Source organism: Clostridium sp. LIBA-8841 (assembly GCF_034439435.1).
Classification (GTDB): domain Bacteria; phylum Bacillota; class Clostridia; order Clostridiales; family Clostridiaceae; genus Sarcina.
Map to the genome: position 1 here is coordinate 122,401 of NZ_JAPCKJ010000001.1, position 25,029 is coordinate 147,429.

Consider the following 25,029-nt stretch of genomic DNA (forward strand, 5'->3'; position numbering starts at 1 on the left):
AAATTACCACTCTCTTTTAAATCAAAAAATCTATTAAAGTATTCCATCATCAACATTATTTGTAGAATATTTAATATTATAATTTATTCCTAAAATAAAGCTATAAAACATAAATACCCTATTTCTAAAATAGTATCCTCAAAACCATCACTTAAAAAGTCTAAAACTGCTTCAGTGTTATTTCCAATAATTCTTGAAAAAGCTACAATATAATCTTTTACTTCTTCAATATTTATTTCCTCCTCATTAATACAATATTTTAGAAATAGTGCATATCTTATTAAGAGATATTCTAATATAATCATCTGAAAAGCAAGTACCATTTCCTCAATATCATCACTAACACAATTACTTAAAATTTTAGATATAATGCACTTTTCAATTAATTTATCATATTCTTTAAACTTCTCTTTATAAGTGCTCCATTTATTCTGAAGACTTTTAACCTCAACATTTTCTGCAAAATTAGAAATCTGTTCTAAAATACATTTAAAACTAGAAACCTCTTTGTAGTTCTGTATGATATCTAAAAACAAATAATTTATTTCCTCAATTGAATCTGTTTTGTTTAATTCTATTTCACTATAAACATTTATAACTTCTTCTATGTACTCTCTATCACTATATTTTTCTAACTCTTCTAACAAATTTTCCTCATTTGTATAAATTTCATTCTCTAAGATATTTAGCAACATTTCAAAGCCTATAATTAACCTTTCTTCTAAAGAAAGTCTCTCCTCATAAATTATATCTATTAAGGTTTCTCTTATTCTAAGCTCTAACAAATTTTCTTCTTCATAAATACTCTTTTCTGAAATCATCTCTACTTTGCCCTTAAGATTATTTAAAATTTCTACTACCTCTGGACATGCACATGATAATGAAAGTTCCTTTTTATTTTCAAATACATTCTCTAGTCTAGGAAATGTATGACATGTTAAAGATAGATACTCTTCCCCATGACTTTTAACTATATTACATAATCCTTGTCCATCTAAAAAAGCACATGCTTCATAGATTTCCTTATTTATAAAATACTCCGTTTTCTCATTACATTTTTTAATTTTCACATTATTTAAAAGATACTCAGAATCTTTCTTATCTCTTTTCCATTTATCATAGGTATTATTATCTACGTTAATATCCCATCCCTCACAGCATGTAAACTTACATTTATCCGCTATACACTTAAACTTATCATAATTCGTAATTTTTAATATATTTATATCCTTATTCATATATAAATAGCTCCAATCTTCTTAATATATTTAAATCTAAAACTCTCATAAAGACTATATTTTAATTCTAACATTAAAAACATCTTTTCATAATCATAACTTTTTTAATATGTAATATTTATAGTAAAAAACACTGAAATCTAAACTTAAAATATATAAATCTATTCTTATAATATGTAGCTATATAATAGACTTCTTTTCTATTCTTATTAAATCCTAATATCTACTCTTATTTTAGGTTTAAGTCTATAAATTGTAAAATTATAGAATGAATCCTTTAATAAATTTCTATAAATAAAAAAATCGTATTGCTAATAAACAATACGATTTTTTAAACATATTAGTTTAAAATTAACTTTAACCTTTAAATGCAAATCAAAAGTTCCCATATCTTTTAATAATTAATTTTAAAGGTTTAGTTGAGATACACTATATTCCCAAAGCAGAGCCTTCAATTAAAATATAACTTATATTTACTCTTGATTATTAAATAGTCCGGCTCCCTTTATTATTTCCTGCTCAGCAAAAAGACTTGTAACAGCTTGGTTATAATCAATTATTTTCTGAGCTTTTTTTATCTTCTTAGCATATTTTTTGTTATTGGAGAACATATAAATCATATATCCCCATAATTCTTTCATTCTAAACATTGCATTTCTATCTTCATTAAATACTTCTTTATATTTATTAAAAATTTCATCATGAAATTCTTTTAAAATCCTTTTATCTATGAACTTATCATCCTTTATCTCATTCATCAACCCAGGATTAGCTAAAACTCCTCTTCCTAGCATTATTTTATTAACTTCAGGAAAGATTTCAATTAATTTATTATTATCTTCTACAGTAAAAATATCACCATTATAACAAATCGGATTCTTACTTAAAGAGATTGCATCCTTAAATACCTCTAAATTAGGTTTATTTCCATAGAAGTCCTGTCTTGTTCTAGGATGAATAATAAGTTCTTCCATAGGATACTTATTATAAATTTTAATAAGCTCATAAAACTCTTCTGGCTTGTCCATTCCTAATCTAGTTTTTATGGAAAGCTTCATATCATCTATTTTAAATATCTCTTTTAAAAACTTGTCTAGTTCATCTCTATGAGCTAAAAATCCTGATCCTCTTTTCTTACCAACAACAGTTCCAGAAGGACATCCTAAATTCAAATTAATTTCATTATAACCTAATTGTTGTAACTTTCTAGCAGTATTAATAAAACCTTCTGAATCATTAGTAAGTATTTGAGGAACTATATTCATTCCTGTATTATTTTCAGGTAAAACATCTCTTAGCTCCTTAGTTTTAAGACTTTTGCTGCTATTTGGAACAACAAAAGGTGCAAAATATTTATCAATACCTCCAAAAAACTTTTCATAAGAATTTCTATATATAAATCCAGTAATACCTTCCATTGGTGCTAAATAATACTTCATTTGTTTACTCCTTTTTTAAAAGATTCTAAAAAATATTATATCAGCCTTTCTTTCTTTTATCTACTTAACTATATAAAACTAATTTTTTATACAAAAAATTTATTTAATTAACTAAGTTCTTTGTACTCTACAAATTAAGTCATCAGTATCTCTTATGTAAAATTCTTTTATTAAAAATACACCTATTATTATAGTAGCGCCAATATCTGCTACTGGTTGTGAAACCCACACTCCATTTAATCCGTATACTCTGGGTAGTATAAGTATAGTAGGTATAAATATTATAACTTGTCTTAATAAACTTAATATAACTGACTTCTTAACATTTCCTATAGACTGGAAATATACCGCTCCCAATATTGAAATTCCTAAGGTTGGCAAAGTAAAAGAGTATATTTTTAGTCCATTAATTGCTATATTTATTAGCTTATTATCCTTTGTAAATATATTAATAAACGTCATTGGAAATATTCTAATAAGTATAAATCCTATAGTTAAAATAATTGTTGCTAATATTATAGTCATGAACAATGTCTTTTTGGCACGATTATATTCCTTTGCTCCATAATTATATGCTACTATGGTTTGCATCCCTTGACTCAATCCAAAAACGGGCATCAAAAATACTAAGTATATAGAGGTTATCGAAGTCATTGCTCCTATTGCCAAATCTCCACCATAGTTTTTTAACACTCTATTTGTTATTAAATGTATAAATCCTGATGCAAGCTCCATGAAAAATGGAGTTAAAGCAATTAATATTATTAATTTTAAAATTTTCTTATTTAATATGGTGTCTTTAACTTTTAACTTTAAATTAGATTTTCCTAATGTAAAATAATATACTGCCCAAAGAAAAACTATTAATTGACAAATTATAGTGCCTAAAGCAGCGCCTTTTATACCCATATTAAATAAAAATATAAATATTGGATCTAAAATTAAATTTAAAACACAACTTATTATCATCATTTTAGCAGCCAATCTTGGATTTCCCTCAGCTCTTATTGCATTATTTAGGGCAAATCCTGGAAAATTAAACCATGAACCTACAATTATTAAACTTATATAATCTTTTGCATATATAATAGTGTCATTGCTTGCGCCAAAAAAATATAGTATTTCTTCTAGAAAGAAGAATCCTCCTATCATAATTATTAAAGCAACAACTATTGATAGGATAAAAGTATTTCCTAATATTTTTTCAGCCTCTTCTCTATTTTCCTCTCCTAGCTTTATTGATATATTGGTACTTCCTCCTATAGCAATTGCCACACAGAAAGCACCCAGTATCGTAAATAATGGCATAGTTACCCCTAACCCAGATATGGCCAATGCTCCTATATCTTTAATAGAACCTATAAAGGCTCTATCTACAGTATTATATAATGAAGTTACCATCATTGATGATATAGCCGGTGCTGAATATTTTAAAAGTAATCTACCTATTTTTTCATTTCTTAGTTCATCTTGATTTTTCATAATAATATACCTATTCCATAATGTCATATATTTTATTTGATGAATAATCATTTCATTTGTTATTAATAATTATTATCAAATCCTGTTTATTATATCATCTCACTAAACTTAGTCAATATTTTTTTTATATATAGTTTTAAAAATATTAAATATTTCTAGTTTTAAATTAAAAAACTTAATAACTATCAAAATAACTGTACTCTTTACAACTAAGAAAGTTTCTATTTTAATCTATTGATATAAAATATTACCTCTATTTACTCATCAAGAAGTTCACATTTTAATCAAACAAAGAAATTATCTAACTTTTTAAATCAAAAAAGAGATGCCTATTAGACATCTCAATAATTACTTTTAATTATTAAAAATCAATTTCTCATTTATGCACTCATCACTGTAACAAAAAATTAAATTGCTGTTATCACTCCTAATGGAGTCATTACACATTTTTATTTCTTACTCCTATAAATAGCATTCATATTATAAATTTATTCCTTGAGGATAGTAAAATAAGTTATATGGATCATATTTTTCTTTTACAATTTTTAACCAAGATACATTATTACCAAAATAATTATATAAATAATTAGGTATATTAATATCACAATAATTAAGGTATCCAAAGTTTGCATATGGAATTAAGGATTCTCTTAAATTATTTACCCATCTAACTGTATTATTAGCATACATACTATACTGAGGAGTCCATTCTGCATCAATTTGTACTAATACTTTAGCATCTCTATGAGGATAAGCGCTAGGTAAACTTTCATTTTCTGCAATCTTTCCTCCTAATAGAAGGAATCCAATATCTATAGGTGGCTTTATAGGCGGGGAATTATCTAAATAGTCAAATAATATTTGACAAGGTGCTTTTCCTAATGGATTGTATGCCAATAATCCTGTAATCTTAAATCCTGTTGGCTTAGACACAAAATCTTGATATTTCTGCATATATTCCTTAAGACCAATCTGCTTTGTTGTATAATTCGTTTTATTAGGTATTTTTAATAAAACACTCAAAGCTTGTTCCATTTCTTTTTCTGTACTTCTTAATCCTACTCCATACAATTCAATAGCATCTTTAGTCATAGAAACCTTAATAGTGTACCTATTATCTAAATGTTCGCCTACTCTTTGAAATACTTGAATTACTTCATATCGCCTATCTTTAGGCCATTCAGCAGTTAATACTGTTACTTTATCAATGGGATATACTTTAAAAGTAAGTGACACCACTACTCCAAAATTATTACTACCCGCTCCTCTTAATGCAGCAAATAAATCTTGGTTTTGATGTGAATTAGCAGTTATTATCCTACCAAAGGCATCTACTATTTGTGCTTCTACTAAGTTATCGCATACTAGACCATATTCTCTTTGTAAAAATCCAACACCTCCTCCTAAGGTAATTCCTGAAACACCAATAGATCCACAACTCCCTCCAACAAATGCAAATCCATATTTAGCTATCTTAGGATAAAGTTGTCCTAGAGCATACCCTGGCCCTATTCTTACATAGCCTTCTTTAGTATCTATTTTAAAATCAATTAAATTAGAAACATCTATTACAACAGCATCATTTGCCACAGAAAATGATTCATAGTTATGACCAGCACTTCTACAACGTATATTTAATCCTTGCTTTCTTGCCCAATTTACTGCATTAATTACATCTGTTATGTTATTAGGATATATTATTACCTTTGGATAATAACTAAAATATAAATTTTTATTTCTGCGAACAATATTATAACTTTTATCTTCTTTAGTTATAACAAGTCCTGTTAACCCCTCTATCATATTAAATTCCTCCAAATTTATTAACCATATATTATAACATGACATGTACTGTTATAATATATGGTTAATTACTTAGAAGCTATTCTTAATATTATAATATTACCTATGAATGTTTCACTAAACTCCCTGTTTATATCTGAAAATGAATTAGTTAAATTTTCAGTAAGTAGTTTTTTGTGAACACTATCTCTTAAAAAACCATTAATTCAACTATTTGTTATCTCTTTTCTCTTATGTTACTAATTATAAATCTACTTTCAGGTAATGTAGGTATCTTTGCCATACTATATCTTAAGTCTTGATTTGGTACATCATACTCAATCTTATTAACAAGAAAATCCAGGCTAGCTTTCATTATTTCTATAGTTATACCTTCTCCTGGACATCTGTGTCCTTTGGAAGGATCATCTCCGCCTTGTGGTATAAAATCAAATAGGTTATCCTTTCGTTCCTTGAAACGCGCTGGCCAGAATTTATCAGGATTCTTCCATATCTTCGCATCATGATTAATACCATAAACATCAAGCAATACAAGCATTCCTTCTTTGAATTCATTTTTATTCCAGATAAAATCTTTTCGAACTCTTGCACCTAAAAAAGGGGTAAATGGATAGTACCGTCGAACTTCCTGTACGAAGAACTCCAGCTCATCCCTATCCCCTGTTGAAAATTTTTCTTTACATTCTGGATATTCAAACAGTGCTAAGGCCTGGAAGGTAATAAAGGTTGAAATAGCAACAACAGGACGTAGCACATTAATAAGCTCTATCCCAGCTATATTACTATCTAATTGATTACCATCTAAATCTTTATAAAAAGCTATAGAATGAAGTGCAGTTTCTTCTTTAGCTTTAATATTACCAGAACGAGCATCTTCTATGATTCCCGTTATCCATTCTTCCGCCCTAATTCTAGCTCTTCTTCCCTTCCAGTGTCTAGGTCCAACTGCACCAAAGGCATCAACCATGGAACTAAAGTCTTCAGCTCGTCCTTTTACCTCAGATTCCTTCAATGGAACTCCAGCCCACTGGCACACTACTCTACATAAGATTTCATTCATTTCATCAAAAAGAATAATCTGTTCTTCATCTTCCCATTTTTTAATAGAACTTTGCAACTTCTCCATTACAAGTTTTGCAAGTTGATTTTGATATGAGGAAGTCATTAATGACATAAATAACTTCTTTCTATGAATATGTGCTTTACCATCCATAGACTGAATAGCACCAACACCAAATAATGTTTTTTGTACTCGTTTAGGAGTTGCATCCTTTCGATAGAATAATTCTGGATCATAAAAAATTTTTGCAGCCTCTTCTCCACTAATACAAATTACTTTTTCTCCAAGTAAGTGAGTTTCGAATATATCTGATTTATACTTACTAACTCCACTTTTAATAAATAAATAACCTTCCTGCAATAAATCAAGAGTACTGTCTAACCCTTTATCACGTGGAATCTGGCTTTTAAGTGACATACATATTCTCCTTTATTTGATATTTAAAAATATACTTAAAATCTCTTTAGATATTATTTCAATAGGATTGAACTGAAATAATTTTATATTTTATCTTGTAAAGATTTCCTGTATCCCTTTAATTAGTATGTCAATTTTTATTCTTATTTATTACAATAGATAAAATAATATTTAGACTAGGTAAAGAAGTCATTCCATTATTATATATATCAATATCTTTTCCTAAATGTTATGCTCTAAGTATTTTATATATGTAATTAATTTTTTAATAAAAAATACATATACTGTCTACAAAATAAAAAGCCGTATGAGGAAAGACATCCTAAAATACATTGTAGAATATATCTTAACCATACAGCTTAATTGTTTATATTTTCTGCAATAATCCGTTTTTTAGAACGGTTTATTTGACATGCAAAATTTCAAATAAAATATTTTTAATATTTTACTTGACTTTTATTAGCTGATCTTATTTTAACTTAATTTCTATACTTAACGACTTAAATATCTAAATTCTATACTAGTTAAAAGTAATGCACCAGTATAGTCATTATTAACTGGTATACGAGAAACGCTCAACAATGCAAAATCTTCAGCTCTAATAATATCATTTAAGTCAAACTCTAAAACATAATGATTATATTGGAAATTACCTGGTGAGTTTTGAATTGGAATATTGCCGCTATTATTAACAATTATATTAGATGCACTTACTACACCATTAGCTCTAGCGAATAATGATGAAAGTCTAATTGCAAAGGTATTCCCAACTGGTGTATTTGAATTATCAGTTAATAAATGAACAAATACTTTAGCTCTTTGCCATTCATTACGAGCATCTTTTGGCACATTAAAAGTTAATGAAAACTCACTTGTATTATTTTGAGGTATAAGCCACCCCAATATCCTAATATTAGAATTAGCATTTCCAAGTGGTACAGTATTAGGTGTAGTCAAAGCACCATTATTCATGCTTCCAGCGTTGAATACTAATGATCTGAATTCTTCTTGTTCACGCTTTGGACAACAACACCAATCGCGTGATTCATTCCTTGGACACCAACAATCGCGTGATTCATGATTTGGACAACAACAATTTGACATATTGTGTTACCTCCTATTATTCTAAATTTTCTTCATAATATAATATATTACAAATTAATAATTATGTTATTAAATTTTTAATGTTTTTTCAGATAACGCAATGTAAATAAACTCTAATCTTTAATATTGATAATCTAGATAAGCCTAAAACCAATGCAACTTAATCATTACTAAAAATTTATAGGAGCTATCATCCTAAAAATAATTAAGCTAGTACAGATAAATACAAAAAAATACCCTGAAGTTACTATTTCAGGGTACTAAATGATATATTTTGACGGATACATGTATGATAATTTTTCAACCAATAATAAATCTACATAAATTCTCTTTGTAATGATCTTGCATATAGATTATCTTAATTAGTCGCGGTTCTTTTCAGCAGCTTCTGCATCTACTTTAGTTTTATGAATTGTACCCTGTGGATGGTGAGGTGGTGCATAGATAGAATACACTTTAAGTGGTTCATTACCTGTATTTATAATATTGTGCCATGTACCAGCAGGTATCATAATTGCAAAATCATCAGAAACTTTTGCTTGAAAATCCACCCTATCCTTATTACTTCCTGTTTGAACAAGTCCTTCACCTTCTTCAACACGTATAAACTGATCAGTATCTGGATGCATTTCTAAACCTATATCCTCACCAACATCGATACTCATTAAGGTAACTTGTAGATGCTTTCCTGTCCATAAAGCAGTACGAAAAGTTTCATTCTGCTTAGTAACTTCATCGATGTTAACTACAAAGGGTTGTGGACCATAATCCTTTAATTCAATTACCCTATTGCTATTTACTAATTGTGGAGAAACAAACCTTGAACCATACTCGAATTCATCAGTAAAAGGAATATACCTATCATTAAACCTCATAAAATCATCTGAATAATTATAACTTGTTGTATCAACGAAATAAGGACATAAATATGTGTTATACATACCATATGAGTCATACATTGATATATCAGCACAATAAGGACATGTGTACATCCTATAAGTATTATACATATTACTCTCTCCCTTTATAATCTTATAAAATTATAATATGTTCTAAATTTTTGAAGTGTGCTTCTATCATTATATTTCAATAATAGGAAAAATCATAAAAATATACATATATTTTCAAGTCCTAAAATAAAAAGAAAAAAGTAAGATTAGTAATTGAAAAATAAAAATCTGTTATTCCACGAAACGGAAAATACTTTTAATGAAATGCTTAAATCTAAAGATGAATTTTATAAAGATTTATAAATATAAAATAATAAGTAAAACCCACCACAAATCTGTGGTGGGTTTTCATAACATATGTTTATATAATTAATCCAACAATAGTTGCTGTTAACATACTTACTAATGTTGCACCATATAGTAGTTTTAATCCAAAACGTGCAACCACGTTTGCTTGCTCTTCATTAAGTCCTTTTACAGCTCCTGAAATAATTCCAATTGAAGAGAAATTTGCAAAGGAAATTAAGAATACAGAAACAATGCCTATTGATCTTGCTGATAAATGTATACTTCCACCTACTAAGAAATTCATTGCAACAAATTCATTGGATACTAATTTAGTTGCCATTACACTTGCAGCTTGTATTGATTCATTTAAAGGTACGCCCATTAAAAATGCAAATGGAGCGAATACATATCCAAGCGCATCTTGGAAAGTAATACCAAAAATTCCTTTGAATAATATATTAATCATAGCAATTATTGCTACAAATCCGACTAACATAGCCCCTACTATAACAGCTACTTTAAATCCATCCAAAATATATTCACCAAGGACTTCAAAAAAAGTTTGTTTCTTTTCTTCATTAACTTCTAAAATATCTTCTTCTTCTGTTACCGTATATGGATTTATAACTGATGATATAATAAATCCACCAAATAAATTTAAAACAAGTGCTGTTACAACATATCTAGGTTCTAAAAGAACCATATAAGAACCAACTATAGACATAGATACTGTTGACATAGCTGATGCACAAAGAGTATATAATCTATGTTTAGGCAATAAACCAAGTTGTTTTTTTACTGAAATAAATACTTCAGATTGACCAAGTATAGCTGATGCTACTGCATTATAAGATTCTAATTTACCCATTCCATTAATTTTGCTTAAAACTAATCCTATATATTTCACTATAACAGGAAGTATTTTTAAATATTGTAAAATACCAATTAAAGCAGAAATAAAAATTATTGGTAAAAGAACACTAATAAAAAACGAAAACTCATTAGCATTAACTAATCCACCAAATACAAAATTCACTCCTTCTCCGGCACATTTAAGCAATACTTCAAAACCATTTGCTATACCACCTACTAAATAACTTCCTAATTCAGTATTTAGTAAGACAAAGCCAAGTATGAACTGTAAAATAAGCATTATAATGACAGGCTTATATTTTATATTTTTCTTATCACTACTACCAATCCACGCAAGTGCTAAAATAACAACTAATCCTATGACTCCAATAATATATTTCATTTTTATTCTTCTTCTTAAATACGACAAGTTTAATATTATTATGTTCTATATATAGTACAATAAATACACTTTACTTTTAGTAGATTGTTTTTTTATTTTTAGTAACCTTTAGTCCAAATTTGTAATTATATTTTTTAATCTTAGAATAATAAAAATGTGGATAGATATCTTTCACCACAATTACAAACATACTTATTATAAATTCCTTATGAACATTTGTAAAGAAATATTTAAATTTTATTCAAATATCGCTTTTGAAATACTATTCTTACACTCCTTTATTCTACCTGCAACCATAGAAAACAGAACTTGCTAAAGTTAAACTCAACGAATATATAATGCTAAAAGAATAATTTGTGCCTATAAGAATATTATCATTAGTAAAAAAATCAAAATAACCTATATACCATATAATTTTAGAGACTTATGAAATTCTTTAATAAAAAATAATAGAGTGTTGACTTTATTTAAATATCAACACTCTAAAACTAATAAACTTTTATTTAATATAAAAACTTTTTATATTAAAACCCAAAGTAATTTTTACTCTATTTTTTCAATATACTTGCAGTTTAAATATATGTGATTTAAAAAAACTAATAATCTTTCATAAAGTGGTTGTACTTTATCACCAAATTTAGCTTCTAACTCTTCACCAATTTCTTTAACAGTTTTAGTTCCATCAATTTGGCTAAATACCTCACTACTATATTCATCAAAAGTAATTTTTTTATACATAGGAATTTTAACTTTTAACTTTCTAAAAAATCTTTGAATCTTATGATCCTGTTTTTCTAAAACAGTAACTATTCCATTCTCATCCACTTCATATTTAAGATTATCACATATCTTAAATCTCATATTTAAAAGTTCGTCATTATCCATTATCTTTCACCTTAGACCTCATAATAGGTAATACAGTTGATAAAACTAAAAGAATTAGCACAATTATTGCCATTCCATTACTAGCTACAAAACCAGTAGGAGTTCTTGGTGTTATTATTCCTGTTACTTGTAGAACTATTCCTATTAATCCTACAATAGATCCTCCTGCTACAAGTCCTGAAGATAAACTTATACCATTAGAAACCTTAACTTCTTTTTCATGATCACTCTTGCTCATTTTTTCAATAACTACACGTATTAATGCACCTACTAAAATTATAGAAGTTGTTGATATAGGTAAGTAGAATCCAATTGCAACAGTCATTATTGGTAAATCTACTAAGAATAAGAATAAAGCCATAACTACTCCTACAATAATCATAGGCCATGGTAAATTACCTTCCATTATACCTGAAGTTAATGTTGACATTAAGTTAGCTTGTGGTAATGCGAAAGGTGCATCTGCTCCAGTAACTGCTAATTGGCTAGAAAGTACTAATATTGTTGCAGTAACAACAACAACACCAACTATACTTGCAAGTACGAAAGAATTTTGCATTTCTTTTTTGCTACCACCAATTATGTAAGTTACTTTTTGAGATTGGCTGTATCCACCTGCTACTGATATAGCAACAACCATAAATGTAGCAAATAAAAGTAATGTTTTATTATCAGCTTTTCCAGTCCATCCCATTATAACGAATACTAATGTTAATATTACTAATGAAGCTATTGTCATACCTGATACTGGAAGGTTTGATGTTCCTATTGTACCAGTTAGACGACCTGCAACTATTACAAATAATAAAGATAATATTAATGAAACAACTGCTCCAGCTATAGCCATACCAATACTATTAGAAATAAAGAACCCTGCTACGAAAGCTATTACAGCTCCTGCTAAAAGTATTACTATAGCACCACTATTTTTCTCAGTATTTCCCTCATTAGCCGGACTTGCTTTTAATGTTTCTTTTATGGAAACTATTATAGTTGGTATAAGTTTTATAGCACCTATTATACCACCACAAAGCATCATTCCTGCTCCTATGTACTTAACATAACTTCCTGATATTGCGTTTACATCCATTTGATGAATTAATATTGAAGCATCATTCCATGAATGCATACTCTTTTCTGCCATATCACTGAAATATCCTATTAATGGAGCTATTCCAAAGTTAGCTAGTATAGAACCTGCAAACATAGTAAGTGATACTTCCAATCCAACTATAAATCCTATACCAAGTAAAAGTGGGTTTACTTCAGTAGAAAATTTCCACTTATAAAATTTACTTCCTAAATATGTAACAGTATTATTTATTACATTAAAAAATGATCCTGTTAAAACATTTATGATACCACTTATAACAAATCCAATTCCCATAAACTTAATTGAATCTTCGCTTCCTTCTGAAGCAACAAGAGTTTCAGATATTGCCATTGATTCAGGATACATAAGTTTTCCATGTTCTTCAATTATTAGATAGTTGTAAACTAAAGATAGACATCCTACACCAAATAGAACTCCACCTACACCTACAGCTAGACCTTCTAAGAAAGTAATATTACTTCCTATTAATATTATTGCTGGCAGTACAAAGATCATACCACTTGCTATGGATTCTCCCCCACTTGCCATACCTTGAGTTATATTTTTTCCAAGAATACCTTTACTACGTGCAAATATTCCTACAAATACTGAACCTATAATTGCACCAGGTATACCAGCAGCAACAGTTAAACCTGACTTCATTCCTGAATAAGCAGTAGATGCTGCAAAAACAGCAGCTAATATTATACCTATTATTAATACAGGCAGATTAACTCCATTTTTTGATTTACCAGTGAAATATGGAACATAATCCTTTCCACTTACACCGCCATAAGCCTCTTTAGGTAATTTCTTTTTCATATACCTAATCTCTCCTTTCGTTTATTTATACCAATAGAATAATACTGTATCCATTGATATATCCTAATGTTATATTTTCTATAAAATGCACAAATATTATACTATATCCATATAAAACAATAACTGCTTGGCTTTATATAATTTATTTGTACATGTTATATTTAAATTCTTACTTAAAAATTAACTTAAATATAAAAGTCACCTTTTAAGTATATTATTTTGTATAGTAAAACCTATTGTCACTATACTTGTTAATTTTTTCTCTTGAAATTTTATTAACTGTATAAATAAGAAATGTAATCTGAGAAGTATTTTTTAGTTTAAATCAATTGATACCTTACTTAAATTCATCTTTAAGCATTAAAATCTTTTATAACTTTTATTGAATTAAAATATAATAATTATAAATTTTTTATTATATTTATTATGATATCACTTCACCTTTTAAAAATCCATGATATTTTTTCCATATATTCAAATTTATCAAAGAATAATTATACAGCATAATCAAACCAAAAACAATTTAATTATATACATTATAAGTTTCTTGTTATTAGATAAAAACCTCATCAATAATTTATTTAAGGCTTTTTTAATGAATGATTTTAATATGTTTCTTTATATTTATAAGTATAAATATATTGTAACTAGTTCTAGATATTAATTCTTTAAACTCACGAAAAATTTAGATTATTTGTTATTTTAACTTATAAAAAAAACTGCGTAGATTATAAACCTACGCAGTTTTCTTATTACAAATTTCCTTTTTTATCAATCAACAAAAGTTATTACTTTTTCTTTCTCTTTAAAACAAAAGTTCCTGATGCCATCATAGCTAATCCTAATTGTAAGAATACTGATGATGAAGCTCCTCCAGTGTTTGGTAAGCTACCCTCAGGTTTTTCCGGATTTTCTGGTTCTTCAGAATCTCCTGGATTTTCTGGCTTCTCAGGTTCTTCTGGTTGTTCCGGTTTTTCTGGCTCTTCAGGTTCTTCTGGATTTTCTGGCTCTTCAGGTTCTTCTGGATTTTCTGGCTCTTCAGGATCCACAGGACCTTCAGCATCATCTTTTTTAACTAATCCAGTAATTGCTTCACTTAAAGCTTTTACTGTATTATCTACTTCTTCTTGAGTAGCATCCTCTTTACCTAAAACTCCTTTAGCTAAATTTAATTTTTCTTGTAAGTTAGTCCAAGATTCTTTTGTATAATCTTCCTCTTCAAGATCTTCTGCTTCCTTAATTACCTCTTCTAATTTAGACTTATCTACCTGAACCTCTTCTTTAATTGTTGAAAGTCCTATTTCATGAAGAGTTGGTGCAAAACCATCCCACTCAACTTTTATTTCAAATACATTCTCAAATGCTGCTGTACTAAATTCATTAAAGCTCTTATCTAAGCTTCCTACTTCTGCCCATCCATTTTCATTTCTTACAGATACTGTTGCATTAGAAATTGTATTTGGATTTTGTATTATTGTAAAGTTTTTAATATCTGTTCTGTCAGAAAGTCTGTAAGTTAAGTGACCTGTTTTAGGAGCACTTCCTAATGGCTTAAATGCAGTATTTAACTTTCCATCAATTAAATTCTTGGGTTCAAACTTGGCTTCTGCTGTTGGTCTAATATCAAAATTAACATCATTATTTGAATACTCAACTTCTAATTTATTTAAATCAAAAGTTATATCATTATCTGTATTATTTAAAATACGAACATAACGAGCATTTATAACTTCAGATAGATTTTTTATTTCTGTCCATTCTACTCCATTAATTGATGACTCTAATACTAATTCATCATTTTTTGTGAAGTCAGCAGTTATATTAGTAATTTCTCTAAGTTTATTTAACTTAATTCCAATATATTGGCCTTCTGATAATTTAACATCATTTAATTCTACAAGTGAAGCTTTTTCCTCTGATACACTTACTTGGTTTTCTTCTAATTCTTCTACATTAGTATAAGCTTCTAACTTCATATTGCTTTCATCTTTTTTATTAACAGAGAATTCTCTAACAGCTATCCAGTTATTTAATATTTCCTTAGTAGGAATAAATCTTAAATATTTAGCTGTTATGTCTAAATCTTCTACAACAATCTTATGCATCTGTGGTCCATAATCAACACCATCTACATCTGTCCAATTTTCACCATCCATTGAATATTGGAACTTTCCATAGTTAAATGCATCTCCTTCGTCTTGACCTTGCTCAAATATAATACTATTAACCTCAGTTACTTCATTTAATTCTACGGCAACATAGTCTCCCTCTTTAGCTGCATTACGTATCCACATACATGAATATCTAGTATTATCTCCATCAGCTATACTTTGAACATGTCCCCAATATAATGGACTCATATTCGTATAAGGACGAAGTGTTAACTTCTTAGTGTCTGGATTTATAACTTGATCAATATTATCTCCTATAATTTTAGATAAGTCTTTTGCAAAAGGTATTAAATGTCTTGTACCTGGTTCTGGTCTAGATTGTCCATTTAATACTGGTGTTCTATGAGATCTTGAAGCAGTGTACTCATCTTCTCCTAAAACATAATACTTTATAGCTTGCTCATAGTTACCCTTTTCAAAGGCTACAGCAGCATTTATATATGCTATAGTTGATTCTGCTAAATCTCTTAAAGAATCAACCCACCCTTTAATTTCACCTTTTAATAATTCATTCTTAGATTTAGTTGCAAAATTATTAGTTGCATCTAAAATCTCTTGATATTCATCTAAAATAACTTTACTATAGTCTATTATAGACTCATTAGCCCATAACTTTCTTGTAAACTCTTCTATTGTTGGTCTTAATTCTTCAGATTCTTCTAAAGATAACCCATGCCAGTTTGGAGCTGGATCACTCATATGTTTTGCAAATGTATGTAATTCTTCACTTGCATCTGGATCTATATATTTGAAAGAATCTTCCCAACTCTTATCAACATCAAAATCTGCTCTGTTCCAACCATAATCAGCTATAGCGAATAATGATACTTTTGAAGCTTGAGCTTCTTGCATTGGGTTAGTTACAATCCCTTTAAAGTTTGTAACTGTTGGATCTAACATTTCTCCCTTACCCATTAATAAACGCTTGTTGTTTATATCATTTACAGGCCAGTTTAGCCACATAAATGCTTGACGCCCTACAGCTTGTTCAAAGAATTCAAATGTATCTTGAGTTACATATCCAAGTATTACATCACCAGTCCACATGATATCAATACTTTCTGGCATTGTACCAATAGTATTTAAGTATTCGTTATTAACATCTCCACCTGCTGATTCCTTTGTGTAAACTTTAGGAACAAATATGAATTCATATACATCTTTTTTTTCTAAACGCCACTTTTCTAAGTCTTCCATAAGTTGTACTTGATTTGAAGCATCTCCTTCAGCATCATCTGCAAGAACACCAAACTGACGTACTCCAACACTGTATAATTGTTCAAACTTAGCTATTATTTTTTCTAAGTCAGATTTATAATTTTCTTCAGAATCAAAATTCATTCCATCTTTTAAGAAAGGATGTATTGTCCATATAAACTTATTCTTTGTTGCAGCTCCAACTTCAACCATCTCTTCAATTTCAGCTAATTTTTCTGCTGGATATGGTTCTCTCCATTTAAGACTGTGATATTCATCATCCTTTGGAGCAAAGATGTATGCATTCATCTTAAAGTCTCCACCAAATTTCATTAAGTCCATACGGTTTTCATTACTCCAAGGAATTCCATAATATCCCTCAATAAATCCACGCCATTGACCATCTGAATAATCTTTAATAAATAATTCCTTTAATTCATTTCCTTCTAATTGATTAAATATTGCTTTTAAAGATGTAATACCATAAAATGCTGAATCAGTATTTTTACCTAATACGGCAATTACATTTCCCTTAACAGATACCATATGTGCATCATTCTTTTCAAAGTGAGCATCATCTACTAAATTATTTTCTGTAAAGTATTTATCTACAATCTCTTCTGAGTTGTTTATTCCAACTAGGAAGTTTGTTTTATCTTCTTTTATCTCATTACTTACTTCATGATTAATTCCCTTAATTGATAAAACTTCTATTAGTCTATTTTTTGTAGCCTGATCAATTCCCTCTTCAAATATGACATTAGCATCATTCGTTAAATTTACTACACTACTTCCATATTCTATACTTTGAGGAATTGGATAGATTTCATATTCTGAACCCTTTGTTTCCTTCATCTCAGTAGCTAGTACATTTTTAACAGGTAAGCCTGATAATAAAGTTACCATCATGACTAAAGTCATAACTCTACTAACAAGCCAAATTAGTTTGTTACTTTCTTTCCGCATTCTTTTTCCCCCTTAATTTCCCATTTTCAATTTTTAATTATACTTTACATCAAAACCACTTTACCATTTATATACTTTTATGTCAATATATTAATTTAATTGTAGATTTATACTTTCAGGATAATTTCCTAACCTTTAATACGACATAAATTTTATTCACAATAAGGATACTAATACTATTAAAATTCATAAAAAAAGGCTATATCAAAATAACTCACCAATAAAACTTATAGCTAGTATTAAGAGAATCTTTGAATAAACTTTAGAAATTGAATAATTAAAAAAATTCAAATAAAAAAACACACGAAAATCTTAATCTAAGATATTCATGTGTTTATACTTAAATCTATTTCACTAAATTATCTAATTACTTAATGTAGTCTTCTATTGATTCTAAAATAATTTCATCTGGATAAAGAGCCATAACTGAATCATCCTCAATAAGTTTATAAAATCTTGTAGAATAAGTAACTACAAACTTACTATTCGGTAATGTAATTCTTAAAATTTCACCATAACAATTAGGCTTTCCTCCACTAGGCTCCCCAATTATTTTTGCATTGGTGTCATTTTTAAAGCTATAAGCATTTAAAAGAGCTGAAGAAAAGGTTTCTCTTCCTATTACCACTTTTAAATTCTCCTTATTATTTATCTTTTCATTATTCTTTATATAATTTATTAATAGAGTGAGTAGGGTTGAATCTCCACCTAAATTGTTTCTTATATCTACAGTTACTCTTTGTATATTTTTCTCCTCAATTAAAGCTATTATATTCTCAATTTTTTTATCTATACTTTCCTCTCCATACTCCCTACAACTATTATATTTTATATATAACTCTCCACTCTCTAAAATTTCAAACCAAAGATTCTCGGAATCATGTTTAGCATATATAGGGAGTCTCTCATTTGTATAAACTAAGTTTTCAATAGAGCATGTTAAAACCTCATAGTCTCCATCCTCTAAGGTTATTTTTATTTTATCCATATTATCAACAATCAAAAGTCCATACAAAACTTCTGCTATTTGGAGATATTTCATACTTTGTGCCTTAAAGAAATACTCATTTTCAAAGGAAATAATATTAGAAAGCTCCTCTAATGCCTCTTCTATTTTCATACCTTCTATGGCTATAACCTTTTTAAATAGCAGATTTTCATAGTCCTTAGAAGTATTTATAATATATATTCCATCATTGAAATAATAAAATTTTAATGGAATAAATCTTTTAGCAGGAAATATTAGTGAAGTATGCGCATCCTTAAGAGAAGCCACAACTCTTGATATTTCCACCTTCATTTCCTCATAATCCAACTCATTAACTATTTTCTTTAAATCCTCTATTTTCTTATTAAAGACTTCTTCCTCTGTATAAGCAAATAGATTTTTATGTTTTTTCTTAAGTTCTTCCTTTAAATAATCAATGTCCTCTATCCACTTTTTCTCCCATGTACTTTCCATAAATTCTCCTTTATGCTTTAAAAGCTAATTTTCTTTGCTATAAATTTTATCCTTAAATTCTTCTCTATATTATAATAAAAGAAAAACCTCCACAATACATTTTTGTATTGTAGAGGTTTTTATGTATAATTATTAATCCTTTAGAGACTTTGACATCTTATTTCTTACTGGAACAAATTCTGAAGTTGTATCATTAGGATCAATATATTTATAATCTCCATTTTCATCTTTTCTGAGTCCTAAAGATGCCATTTTCTTTTTACTATTTCTATGTTTATTACCCATTTTTCTCACCTCCTATAATATTTATATTTATCATTCAATACTATATTATTCTTAGTGTTATAGCTAAAAATTATATATAAAATTTAAATATTAATTTAAATTTGTTTTTTCCTTGTTATTTATCTTACTAAATCCTCATTCTTCATAAGGGCCACCCAACAATAGTAGATATAAAAGAAGAACCTCAATAATACATCTCTGTACTATTGAGGTTTTATGATAAAAATTTATTTATTTTCAGTCTTCTCTCTTCTTCCAATTAAACTCCAATATAATAAAAATGCTACTGCAGAAATAACTGCTAATGCTAATAATACATTACTATATTGTATAGCTATTGCATTATTGAAAAGACCAGTAATATTTTTTCCTAAAGATTTAGATTCCATAAATACTGCTACATATGTTATACCTATTGAGGCAGCTATGTTTAAACAGAAATTATAAAATCCAATAGCAGTTCCTGTTTTTTCTTTAGGTATTGTTCTTGTTAATGTATCAATCATAGGTGCATACATTAAAGCAAATGAACATGAAAATAGTATCATTACAAAAACAAATACTAATACTGATGTTTCTATGAAGAAGGCTCCTAAAACAAGACTAATTGCTATTCCTATTATAGCCATTTGAATACATTGTTTACTTCCAATTTTCTTTGCAACTTTTCCTGATAAAGCTCCTACAGTAGCTGCTAAAACATATGAAGGAACTAAAAGTAATGAAATTTGATCCAATCTATAGTGATATATAGATTCAACTAAAAATGGGAACATAAATATAAATGCAAGTTGTACGCTATATATAACAAAAGCTACAAATAATACTGATATAAAGTTTCTGTTTGTAAAAAATTTAATACTGATAAAAGCATTTTTATTTTTACTTATGTATGTAAGGAATAATACAAGTGCAATTATAAATCCAACTAAGAATATCCATTGGAATTCTGAAACAAAAAGCATTAGTGTTGCTGCAACTGATGCAACTAATATAAATCCTATAAAATCAATATTCCCAGCTTTAGCTTTTTCTTTAGGAATATACTTTAAAATAAAAGGTAATATTATTAAAGTTAATAGTGGAATTAAAAATAACACTTGCCAACTTAAATATGTTGATATATATCCACCTGTAATAGTACCAATTACTTGTGAAATAGCATAACTACTTGTACTAAATCCTAAATATTTCTTATGTTCACTCTCTTTAAAATATTTTGCTACAAATATTACATATAAGGTTTCTGCACTTCCTAATCCTGCTGATTGAATTATTCTTGAAATAACTATCATTAAAAATGACTTTTGAAAAATAAAACCTAGCAATGAACCAACACATATTAATAAAATTCCTATTGATAATAGTGTTCTAACACTTATTGAATCTGATAAAGAAGCATATACAATTGCTCCAATACCAATGACTAATCCAGCTAAAGTTACTTGCCAACTAACAGTACTAGCTGATATATTAAAAGCCTTAGCTAAATCTGGCGAAATAATTTTAAATGAATTATCAATAACCAACGCAAAAATCATTAAAGACAATACTGCTGGTACCGCTTTTTTAATGTTTACCTCCTCAACATTATTTGACGTATTAAGTGAAACTTCCATTTTGTATCCCTCTCTTTTTCCTTTTCATTTGTGTTTCTGAACAATCGTTTACAAATTAATTTGTTTAAGCTTGTCTATTTTTCTTTAACTTCATCCTTTCCCAATAATCGTTTACAGATTAAACAAAGAAAATCTTGTTTAATCTCAAATAGAACTTGTCTAATTTTTATTAATATTTTAGACAAGTTAATACTAACACATATTGATTTCGATTTCAACACTCTTTTAAATCCTTATTTTAACATAGTTACAATGCTTTACACTGGAAAATATATTTTTTCTAGAATCAACTTGTCTAAAATACTTATATTCACCCTTATATTATCTTTGCTTTATTCAAAGAAATGTGAATATATGATATACTATTTTTATTAAGTATAAATTTTTATAATAAGTAAGGTGTTAAAATGAAAATCACTCCAAAAGATATTAAAAATTCAAAAAAATTACTATATACATTTGTATATGATGAATTATATAAGATGATTATTGGTGGTAAATTCCCTTTAAATTCAAAATTACCATCAGAACCTCAACTAGCAAAAATGTTTGGAGTTAGTCGTATGACTTTACGTCAAGCACTGGCATTATTACAGGATGATGGTCTAGTAAAAAACATACATGGTAAAGGGAATTTTATAACTTCTCCTGAAAAATGTACTCAACAAGATTTTTTAGAGTTAATAGGTAACCCCATATATAAATGTCATAACGAAAAAATTGACGATGTTGAATTGATATTTCGTTTAGAACTTGAAAGTGATTATACAAGACAAGTCTTAGAAAAAGAATCTCCAGCGGTTGTTGCTTGCGAGCGTTATTATAAAGGTAATAACAAAGTTTTAGCTTATGCATTTACCTTTGTATCTGTTGAAACAATAAAAGAAATGAATATAGATTTAAATGATGAAGCTCAATTATTAGATTTCCTTGAAAATAAGTCTTATGAAGTAGCAGAAAGTTCTATTCTAGAAATAAAACATTCATCCGCTGGTAATCCACCAAATCAAAAATATAAACTTATTGGTGGAGACCAATGTGATCTAATTTTAGAAACATTATATCCTAATGATTATTCTCCACCAATATTATTCAACAAATACTATATTCCTTCTCAATACAGTACTTTTAGAATAAAGGCAAAGAAGAAAGAATAATTTACACTATTAAAAATGTATTGTATAAACTAAGATATAAAAAAGATGATTTCAGAAATTTACTGAAATCATCTTTTTTTGTAGATTTATACCTTGTCTATTACGATAGTTTATGTAATTATTAAGCTTGTCTACAACTATCATGTTTTATTCCCTTACTTTTTCATTTAATTAAGAATAAATTTTTATATTTTCTTCATATTTAATTATAGATCCACTGTAAACTTTTTTACACTCTGAAATATTGGATATAATATCTATTAAAATTAATTTATATTCAATATCATAACAATATAAATATAACCCTTCATTTTTTAAAACATAAGAAATTGGAAAAACCTCAAATATTGATCCATTAATATCTAATACTATAAAGTTTTTATTATCTAAAGCTTTATTAATAATCTCATATCTACTATCTTTAATTTCAAAATTCTCTTTTTTTAAATCTATTATAAATCTATTCTTTACTTCATCTAATACTTCAGTACACTTTTTATTATTAACAAGTTTAAATTTTTCAATAAGATCTGCTTTCTTTAAATTTTGTATTATATTTTCAGAAATATATAATGATAATATTAAATTTTTATAATCACTTTCTGTAAGAATATACTTAGCTATTATATAATTTTCGTCTAATTTTATTCCTCCATTTACTCCTCTATATGTAATTATAGGAATACCTAAAATAGATAGCTTGTCTAAATCCCTTTGTATAGTCTTAGGTGATACTTCAAACATTGTTGCTAATTCTTTTATTGTAACTTTAGAATTACTTTTTAATAAGAAAAATAATATTTCTAATATCCTCATTTGTATATTACCTCACTATAAATTATTATCTAGTTAATTTCTTTTAAATCAATTAACCAATGTACAAATAATTATATTAATGTGCACATTGGTTAATCTTAAAACAAAACTTTATAACTATTTTTATTATAGTTTATTTATCTTATATTTTATCTATTGAAAAGATTATTACTTATTATTTTTTAACCACATAATTGCGCTATATGCATAAATAGCTGCACCAGTAACTAATATATCTTCATTAAATGTAACTTTATCATTATGCATTGGTAACCCATATAATTCATTTTCTTCTTTTGTACCTGCCCCTAGCATAAAGTAAGCACTAGGTACTTTATATGAATAAGATGCAAAATCTTCTGATCCCATTCCACCACCTTCAAAAGAAATAATAGAGTTTTCACCAACTATATCTTTTATGTAGCTCCCAAGTTCAGTAGCTAGAGTTGTATTATTTTCTAAAGGTGGCACTGATGATAATTCAATCAATTTAGCTTCACCTCTAAACATTTTTGCCGTTGATATTACTATATCATTCATTCTATCAAAAATAAATTTACTTAATTCTTTATTTAAACTTCTTATCGTACCTTCCATGATCACTTCTTCAGGTATTATATTTGGTGCATCTCCACCAGCAAACTTTCCAATTGTTAATACTGCTGGTTCAGTAGCAGATGTCTCCCTAGCTAAAATTTCTTGTAAAGATATGTATATATGTGCAGCTATGTTTATAGGATCTACTCCTGTTTCTGGCATTGCTCCATGGCATCCTTTTCCTTTTACAACTATTCTAAACCTATTGCATCCAGCTATACTAGGTCCTCCTAGACCATATAACACTACATTTGAAGGTGTTCCTGAGTGAACATGCATGGCCATTGCCACATTAACCTTAGGATTTTCAAGTACTCCCGCTTTTATCATTTTTTTAGCCCCAGTGAATCCTTCCTCATCTGGTTGAAATACTAATTTAATACTACCTTCAATTTTATCCTGATTTTCTTTAAGCAATTTAGCAGCTCCTAAAAGCATAGTAGTATGCATATCATGTCCACAAGAATGCATACAACCGTTAACTGATTTAAAATCACATTCAGTAGATTCTTTCATAGGTAATGCATCCATGTCTGCTCTTAATAAAAATGTTTTCCCAGGATTATTTCCTTCTATAGTTGCCACTATTCCGCTTTCACAAATTTCTTTTGGTTCATACCCGAACTCTTTTAATTTATTAATTACATAAGCTTTAGTTTTAGGCAATTCTGAACCGACCTCTGGATTTCTATGTATTGTTCTTCTATACTCTATTAAGTCTTCTTTTATTTGTTCAGCTTGTTTTAAAAAACTATTCATTTCTACACTCCTTCCTTAACTTAATTATTGATTTATAAATACATAAAACAATAATATTATGTATTCATTTCATATATTAAACTCTAAACTAGTCATATATAGTCTTATTTTATATTTATGAACCTTAATTTTTTTTACAACAATTATATTTTATCCTCAATATA

17 protein-coding genes are annotated in these 25,029 nt (G+C 27.8%); 1 reads left to right on the forward strand and 16 read right to left on the reverse strand.

The window, feature by feature from the left end; all coding sequences use genetic code 11:
• Positions 1 to 89 precede the first annotated feature (89 nt).
• From fliB to OIF33_RS00470, 14 genes are all read right to left on the reverse strand, one after another.
• Positions 90 to 1,238: a flagellin lysine-N-methylase gene (gene fliB / locus OIF33_RS00405; RefSeq protein ID WP_322502246.1), complete on the reverse strand. Its 1,149-nt coding sequence runs from the start codon at positions 1,236 to 1,238 to the stop codon at positions 90 to 92.
• 473 nt (positions 1,239 to 1,711) lie between these two features.
• Positions 1,712 to 2,677 (reverse strand): tRNA-dihydrouridine synthase family protein, encoded by a 966-nt coding sequence (locus OIF33_RS00410; protein WP_322502247.1) that lies wholly within the window; start codon positions 2,675 to 2,677, stop codon positions 1,712 to 1,714.
• 111 nt (positions 2,678 to 2,788) lie between these two features.
• On the reverse strand, positions 2,789 to 4,159 hold the full coding sequence (locus OIF33_RS00415) for an MATE family efflux transporter (protein WP_322502248.1): 1,371 nt from the start codon (positions 4,157 to 4,159) through the stop codon (positions 2,789 to 2,791).
• Between the two features lie 480 nt (positions 4,160 to 4,639).
• Positions 4,640 to 5,962, reverse strand: coding sequence for an FAD-binding oxidoreductase (locus OIF33_RS00420; protein ID WP_322502249.1), 1,323 nt, complete (start codon positions 5,960 to 5,962; stop codon positions 4,640 to 4,642).
• Positions 5,963 to 6,179: 217 nt separating this feature from the next.
• The gene (locus OIF33_RS00425) at positions 6,180 to 7,439 is read right to left on the reverse strand and encodes a cytochrome P450 (RefSeq protein ID WP_322502250.1); all 1,260 of its coding nucleotides are present in this window, start codon (positions 7,437 to 7,439) and stop codon (positions 6,180 to 6,182) included.
• A 492-nt stretch (positions 7,440 to 7,931) separates the two neighbouring features.
• Complete coding sequence (locus OIF33_RS00430) at positions 7,932 to 8,543, reverse strand: hypothetical protein (RefSeq protein ID WP_322502251.1); 612 nt, start codon at positions 8,541 to 8,543, stop codon at positions 7,932 to 7,934.
• 362 nt (positions 8,544 to 8,905) lie between these two features.
• A complete protein-coding gene (locus OIF33_RS00435) occupies positions 8,906 to 9,553 on the reverse strand; it encodes a cupin domain-containing protein (protein ID WP_322502252.1) in 648 nt (215 codons plus the stop codon).
• Between the two features lie 301 nt (positions 9,554 to 9,854).
• A complete protein-coding gene (locus OIF33_RS00440; protein WP_322502253.1) occupies positions 9,855 to 11,036 on the reverse strand; it encodes a NupC/NupG family nucleoside CNT transporter in 1,182 nt (393 codons plus the stop codon).
• Between the two features lie 543 nt (positions 11,037 to 11,579).
• Positions 11,580 to 11,921: a PqqD family peptide modification chaperone gene (locus tag OIF33_RS00445; protein WP_322502254.1), complete on the reverse strand. Its 342-nt coding sequence runs from the start codon at positions 11,919 to 11,921 to the stop codon at positions 11,580 to 11,582.
• Entirely contained in the window at positions 11,914 to 13,836 is a 1,923-nt protein-coding gene (locus OIF33_RS00450) for an OPT family oligopeptide transporter (RefSeq protein ID WP_322502255.1), read from the reverse strand. The genes OIF33_RS00445 and OIF33_RS00450 overlap by 8 nt, the downstream gene beginning before the upstream one ends.
• A gap of 788 nt (positions 13,837 to 14,624) precedes the next feature.
• A complete protein-coding gene (locus tag OIF33_RS00455) occupies positions 14,625 to 18,170 on the reverse strand; it encodes a beta-N-acetylglucosaminidase domain-containing protein (protein ID WP_322502256.1) in 3,546 nt (1,181 codons plus the stop codon).
• Positions 18,171 to 18,537: 367 nt separating this feature from the next.
• Entirely contained in the window at positions 18,538 to 19,632 is a 1,095-nt protein-coding gene (locus OIF33_RS00460) for a peptidase S41 (protein ID WP_322502257.1), read from the reverse strand.
• A 132-nt stretch (positions 19,633 to 19,764) separates the two neighbouring features.
• Positions 19,765 to 19,917 (reverse strand): hypothetical protein, encoded by a 153-nt coding sequence (locus OIF33_RS00465; RefSeq protein WP_322502258.1) that lies wholly within the window; start codon positions 19,915 to 19,917, stop codon positions 19,765 to 19,767.
• A 227-nt stretch (positions 19,918 to 20,144) separates the two neighbouring features.
• The gene (locus OIF33_RS00470) at positions 20,145 to 21,536 is read right to left on the reverse strand and encodes an MFS transporter (protein ID WP_322502259.1); all 1,392 of its coding nucleotides are present in this window, start codon (positions 21,534 to 21,536) and stop codon (positions 20,145 to 20,147) included.
• Between the two features lie 407 nt (positions 21,537 to 21,943).
• Between OIF33_RS00470 and OIF33_RS00475 the strand changes: the two genes are divergently transcribed.
• Positions 21,944 to 22,693, forward strand: a complete 750-nt coding sequence (locus tag OIF33_RS00475) for a GntR family transcriptional regulator (protein ID WP_322502260.1) — start codon at positions 21,944 to 21,946, stop codon at positions 22,691 to 22,693.
• Between the two features lie 171 nt (positions 22,694 to 22,864).
• Here the strand turns inward: OIF33_RS00475 and OIF33_RS00480 are convergent, their stop codons facing one another.
• Both OIF33_RS00480 and OIF33_RS00485 read right to left on the reverse strand, forming a co-directional pair.
• Positions 22,865 to 23,509 carry a helix-turn-helix transcriptional regulator gene (locus OIF33_RS00480; RefSeq protein ID WP_322502261.1) on the reverse strand — a complete coding sequence of 215 codons (645 nt, stop codon included), beginning with the start codon at positions 23,507 to 23,509 and terminating at the stop codon, positions 22,865 to 22,867.
• 168 nt (positions 23,510 to 23,677) lie between these two features.
• Entirely contained in the window at positions 23,678 to 24,865 is a 1,188-nt protein-coding gene (locus OIF33_RS00485; RefSeq protein WP_322502262.1) for a M20 family metallopeptidase, read from the reverse strand.
• Positions 24,866 to 25,029 lie beyond the last annotated feature (164 nt).

Excerpts from the sequence above, each read along its gene's own strand:
- fliB (WP_322502246.1), bottom strand. The coding sequence starts at position 1,238 with ATGAATAAGGATATAAATATATTAAAAATTACGAATTATGATAAGTTT.
- OIF33_RS00410 (WP_322502247.1), bottom strand. The coding sequence starts at position 2,677 with ATGAAGTATTATTTAGCACCAATGGAAGGTATTACTGGATTTATATAT.
- OIF33_RS00415 (WP_322502248.1), bottom strand. The coding sequence starts at position 4,159 with ATGAAAAATCAAGATGAACTAAGAAATGAAAAAATAGGTAGATTACTT.
- OIF33_RS00420 (WP_322502249.1), bottom strand. The coding sequence starts at position 5,962 with ATGATAGAGGGGTTAACAGGACTTGTTATAACTAAAGAAGATAAAAGT.
- OIF33_RS00425 (WP_322502250.1), bottom strand. The coding sequence starts at position 7,439 with ATGTCACTTAAAAGCCAGATTCCACGTGATAAAGGGTTAGACAGTACT.
- OIF33_RS00430 (WP_322502251.1), bottom strand. The coding sequence starts at position 8,543 with ATGTCAAATTGTTGTTGTCCAAATCATGAATCACGCGATTGTTGGTGT.
- OIF33_RS00435 (WP_322502252.1), bottom strand. The coding sequence starts at position 9,553 with ATGTATAATACTTATAGGATGTACACATGTCCTTATTGTGCTGATATA.
- OIF33_RS00440 (WP_322502253.1), bottom strand. The coding sequence starts at position 11,036 with ATGAAATATATTATTGGAGTCATAGGATTAGTTGTTATTTTAGCACTT.
- OIF33_RS00445 (WP_322502254.1), bottom strand. The coding sequence starts at position 11,921 with ATGGATAATGACGAACTTTTAAATATGAGATTTAAGATATGTGATAAT.
- OIF33_RS00450 (WP_322502255.1), bottom strand. The coding sequence starts at position 13,836 with ATGAAAAAGAAATTACCTAAAGAGGCTTATGGCGGTGTAAGTGGAAAG.
- OIF33_RS00455 (WP_322502256.1), bottom strand. The coding sequence starts at position 18,170 with ATGCGGAAAGAAAGTAACAAACTAATTTGGCTTGTTAGTAGAGTTATG.
- OIF33_RS00460 (WP_322502257.1), bottom strand. The coding sequence starts at position 19,632 with ATGGAAAGTACATGGGAGAAAAAGTGGATAGAGGACATTGATTATTTA.
- OIF33_RS00465 (WP_322502258.1), bottom strand. The coding sequence starts at position 19,917 with ATGGGTAATAAACATAGAAATAGTAAAAAGAAAATGGCATCTTTAGGA.
- OIF33_RS00470 (WP_322502259.1), bottom strand. The coding sequence starts at position 21,536 with ATGGAAGTTTCACTTAATACGTCAAATAATGTTGAGGAGGTAAACATT.
- OIF33_RS00475 (WP_322502260.1), top strand. The coding sequence starts at position 21,944 with ATGAAAATCACTCCAAAAGATATTAAAAATTCAAAAAAATTACTATAT.
- OIF33_RS00480 (WP_322502261.1), bottom strand. The coding sequence starts at position 23,509 with ATGAGGATATTAGAAATATTATTTTTCTTATTAAAAAGTAATTCTAAA.
- OIF33_RS00485 (WP_322502262.1), bottom strand. The coding sequence starts at position 24,865 with ATGAATAGTTTTTTAAAACAAGCTGAACAAATAAAAGAAGACTTAATA.